Below are 2,988 nucleotides of genomic sequence, written 5' to 3'. Positions count from 1 at the left end.
CATCTGGAGGGCTCCCTGCACCTGGTCTACCGGGACCGGGAGGTACTGTTCCAGGAGATCGACCAGCTACCTGAGAAGCAGCACAAAATCTCCGAAAAGCCCACCTCCTCCACACCTAAGAAAACACCTGTGCCTTCCCCGGATCACCCTTGGAGGCATATGAGCTTGGGGTCTCTCAAACGCAAGGCTGCCTGGAACTATAGTTAGCAGGAACCAAGATGGGACATTTCTAAAGAGTCTTGACAGCGACTTCACTTTGGAAACCGGAGCGGAATGCACCGCGGATCGCGAGTTGAGCAGTTTGACCTTGCCTGCTACAATCTCACAAACAACTGTTCGCATCAAGAGTGGTCGAGCACTGAACCGTGCAACACCACAGAAAACATGTATCAATACATGAGGTCGGATGTCAATAGTGGACACCAAACCTTTCATGCTACCAGTAGTCCGGCATAGTATTTTTGTGCATAGGCCGCGGGTGACAGGAATCCAAGCCGTGGCCAGTAGTCCGGCATAGTATTTTTGTGCATAGGCCGCGGGTGACAGGAATCCAAGCCGTGGCTGCCGGCGCTGCCGGTTATAGAAGATCTCAATATATTCCGTAATATCTTGAATTGCCTCCTGTCTGCTTCCATAATGACGGTGATGAATCAGTTCCTGTTTGAGCGTACCCCAGAAACTCTCCATCGGTGCATTGTCGAAACAGTTCCCTTTCCCGCTCATTGAGGCTTGTAAGCCGAACTGGTCCAGTATCTGTCTGTACTCATAGGAGCAGTATTGACTGCCCCGGTCAGAGTGATGAGTCAGCCCCTTAGCCGGACATTTGGCTGCCACAGCCCTGAATAAAGACTGACTAACCAGATTCTTGGTCAACCGCTCTCCCATCGCGTATCCCACGATCTCACTGGTAAACAGGTCCTTATGGCCGGCCAGGTACAGCCAGCCTTCGTCGGTTGGCACATAAGTGATATCACTTAGCCACACCTTATTCGGCCCGTAAACCTGGAACTGCTGGCCCAATACGTTCTCGGCTACAGGAAGGGTATGCCTGGAGTCAGTGGTCGCCTTGAATCTTCTCTTCTGTTTACAACGTATGCCGAGCTTTTTCCTGATACGCTTGATCCGGCAAATGCCCACCCGGACATTGTGCTCCGCCAGGTCGTGCTGTAACCGCTCAGCCCCATATGTCTGCCTTGTCCGCTTATCCGCTGCCTTAATCTCAACCTCTAGCCGAGCTTCCTCCCGGGCCCACTTCGACAACGGCCTATCTATCCAGTCGTAGTACCCGCTTGCCGATACGCTCAAAACTCGCCTCAGGAGCCGTACCGGGTACTCGAGCCGCAGCTCTTTCATCGACGCATACCGGGCAGCGACTCCTTTGCAAAGTACGCGGCTGCTTTTTTTAATATATCCCGCTCCATCCTCACTTCTGCCAGTTCCCTCTTCGTCCGGGCTAAATCCATCTCTATTTCCGTCAGAGGACTATACGTCTTGCCTACCTCTCCAAGCCTGCCTGCTTTAAATTGCTTCACCCAGTTCCCGAGCGTCGATGGCGGCAGGGACAACCGGCGGGCTGCCTCCGGTAATAATAGCTCCTCTTCCGTTATCAGTTTCACCGCTTCCTCTCGAAACTCCTTCGTGTACCTTCCCTGCGGAATCCCTTTCATTCAGACACCTCCGTCTTTCTATTTTATCCGACTTTGGTGTCCATTTTTTCCATCTTACCTCATCACCATGTATAATGGTTTAGTGTGAGCATTAGGAGGTTTCAGAGTGGGAGTATTTGATTCTATACTAAAGATCAACGTCGAAGAGATGAAGGCCAAGAAAGACGTTGAGGGCTTGATACAGGCCCTGAAGAATAAGAGAAATGTCTATATTCGAAGGGATGCGGCCTCAGCTCTTGGAGACACAGGTGACGCTAGAGCCATTGACCCACTCGTTGAGTCTCTTGGAGATCCCAACAAAGATGTTCGAAATGCTGCGGTAGAGGCCATCGGGAAGCTTGGGGGAGACCCGAGAGCAGTGGAGTTGCTCCTTGATTTCCTGAAGGACAAGAAGTCGATTATCCGAGAGGAAGCAGCGTCAGCCCTGGGAAAGGTAGGTCACAAGAATGCAGTGGACCCTCTCATTCAGGCATTAAAGGACGAATCCTGGTTAGTCAGACAGAATGCAGCAACATCCCTTGGAATGATACCAGATGCCCGGGCTGTCGAACCCCTGATCCAAGTCTTGAAGGACGAAGACAAGGACATTCGCCAGATAGCAGTATCAGCTCTCGGAAACATAGGTGATGCAAGGGCTACGGAGGCCCTGATTCAAGTCTTGAAGGATGCAGACAAGGACATTCGCCAAACCGCGGCATTAGCTCTTGGTAATACAGGTGATGCAAAGGCTGTCGAGGCCCTGATTCAAACTTTGAAGGACGAAAGCGCTCGTGTTCGATACCAGGCAGTCGAATCCCTGGAAAAGATCGGGGATAGCAGGGCTGTCGAGGCCCTCATTCAGGCGCTAAGTGATAAGGGTTGGATAGAGACGGCTGCAGAGACCCCGCCAATAGGGAAACTATTGGACAGTTTTATAGAGATCGGTAAGAAAGAAAAGACTTCATCCCCAAAGTCAAACAAGGCATGGGTGAGGCAAAAGGCAATAGAGGCTCTCGCAAAACTGGGAGATGCCAGGGCAGTGGCACCAATAACTGAGGCTCTCAATGATAAACATGAAGCCATCCGCACATCTGCCAAGGAAGCTCTAGCGAGAATAAACGCGAAGACCCAATCAGCTTAGAAAGTCTACCAGGGGGGGGAACGAGCTACGCCGGACAGGATATCGCAACTGTGTCCAGCGTAGCTTTGATGCTATAATCTGCTATATTTTTCTGCCGGGGTTAATACTTTCTGGGCTTGGCTGAATCCTGCACTCTCTTCTTGACCTTGTAGACCTCTTCTACCAGCGAATCCGGTTCCTTCTTGTCCGACTCCTCCCACG

Annotated in this window: 1 protein-coding gene and 1 pseudogene; one reads left to right on the top strand and one right to left on the bottom strand. The window is 51.5% G+C overall.

Going from position 1 to position 2,988, the window contains the following annotated elements; genetic code table 11:
* Positions 1-513: 513 nt before the first annotated feature.
* A pseudogene (locus NTZ04_04630) lies at positions 514-1,667 on the bottom strand (IS3 family transposase).
* A 106-nt stretch (positions 1,668-1,773) separates the two neighbouring features.
* Here NTZ04_04630 and NTZ04_04625 point away from each other — a divergent pair.
* A complete protein-coding gene (locus NTZ04_04625; GenBank protein MCX5991601.1) occupies positions 1,774-2,787 on the top strand; it encodes a HEAT repeat domain-containing protein in 1,014 nt (337 codons plus the stop codon).
* Positions 2,788-2,988: the final 201 nt, after the last annotated feature.

The organism is Chloroflexota bacterium, assembly GCA_026389585.1.
GTDB lineage: Bacteria > Chloroflexota > Dehalococcoidia > UBA2247 > RBG-13-53-26 > JAPLHP01.
This window is presented reverse-complemented; position numbering and strand designations above follow the sequence as displayed.